The 1239-nt window shown below is 24.4% G+C and carries 1 protein-coding gene; it reads left to right on the forward strand.

Translation table 11 applies throughout. The annotated features are described in order from the left end of the window. Positions 1-1239, forward strand: a 1239-nt coding sequence (locus CAMP5053_RS08110; RefSeq protein WP_442863262.1) for a hypothetical protein, incomplete at both ends; no start/stop codon positions are given.

Below are 1239 nucleotides of genomic sequence, written 5' to 3' on the forward strand. Positions count from 1 at the left end.
AAGCCACTTCATCTTAGAAAACAAAGAAAAAAATAAAAAGCTTATATTTTTTGACAATGCTTCATCTATGTCAAATCTTTTGCATCTTTATGAGAACAATTGTGATATATTTGTTAAAGATGAGTCATTAATCGATATAGCTTTATTAGAACAAAACTATGATCTAGATTTTAATAAACTAAAAACAAGAGTATTTTTTTATGAAAAACTTCTTTTAGGCGCAAAGGAAGATGAAATTTTTTCTTTCAATGATGAAAAAATAAATTATTATCTTAAATATGATGAGAATAATTTATATGCTTTAAAAGATTTAAACATTACTTATGATTATTATCATTGTAAGATTAAAAACTATGTTTTAGCTAAAAATAGTTTAAATATAAAATTAGAACCTAAAAAGATAAGCAAGCACTATGCTTATGATGATTTAAACCATCAAGATCTAAATTTAACCCACAATAACACTAGCATTATAAACAACACTGCTACTTCAAATTACATCAGCCTTATCATACAAGATGAACATGGCAAGGCTATTGATAATGCTAGCATTAGTATAAAAGGGTATGATCATGAAAAACTAATCAAGCAAAGCGTATTAAAATTAAAAACTAATAAAGAAGGTAAGATAAGATTTGATAGAGAAAAAGACTTCAGTAATTGTCATAGTTTTAAAGTTAGATTAGAAGATAATAAAGCTTATTTAGCCAAACCCTTACAAGATAGCAAAAGAATATTTAATAATTATATCAATCATAAAATAGGACTTATACTTAGGTTTAAAAATAAAGATTATTTTAAATATGATGGTTTTTATTTATATCATTTTAAAGGAAAAGATTTAATAGCTTCTTATATGGCAAGAAGTGGAGTAGCTAAAGCTGATAATTTAAAACCATCAAATAAACAAATTGCTTTTAGTTTTTATCAAGATATAAAAGATAAAACTACCAAGAAAAAAGCATATTTTTACTATGATGATGAAAGTATTAAAGATAAATTTGGAAGCTTACCTGAAGGAAAGTATTATTTTAAAATCAATGAGATTAATTACAACAAACAACCTGATTTTTTAAAAGATTATCCTTTTAGCATAGGTAAGACTTGGGGAAAGTATTGTGTTAGATTATACACAGATAAAGAATGCTCTAAAAGTTTTAAAGAAATAGAAATTTCAAATCCAAATGATGAAAAAGGAAAAAGCAAGAATAAAGAAAGTATGAGTAAGGGGGATTTGTA

The sequence above is a fragment of the Campylobacter sp. S4:11 genome, from assembly GCF_024723695.1.
GTDB classification, from domain to species: Bacteria; Campylobacterota; Campylobacteria; order Campylobacterales; family Campylobacteraceae; genus Campylobacter_D; species Campylobacter_D jejuni_C.